The organism is Pseudomonas sp. AC463 (genome assembly GCF_979253585.1).
The window spans coordinates 1-248 of record NZ_CEEDDZ010000988.1; the positions used below are offsets into that span (position 1 = coordinate 1).

1 protein-coding gene is annotated in these 248 nt (G+C 40.3%); it reads right to left on the reverse strand.

The window, feature by feature from the left end:
• On the reverse strand, positions 1–248 hold a 248-nt coding region (locus AC0IYH_RS33190), incomplete at both ends, for a hypothetical protein (protein WP_471838649.1).

Sequence of the window (248 nt, forward strand, 5' to 3'; positions counted from 1 at the left end):
GCCCAGACAACTTTAAGCTGCTCAATACGTTCCTTAATGCTAGACGCAATGTCTACCAATAACTGATCAGGATCCCAACCTTGCCGGACATAGGCGATCAAGGATTTTAAAGTACTTGATTGTAAACCGACAAATGGAAACCAACCTGACGTTAATAAGCTATCCCACTCACCATCTGTAATTTTAAAATACTGCTGGAAAGCAAGATAGCTATAGTAACCACCAAGAACCCTAAACAGACTAAAATC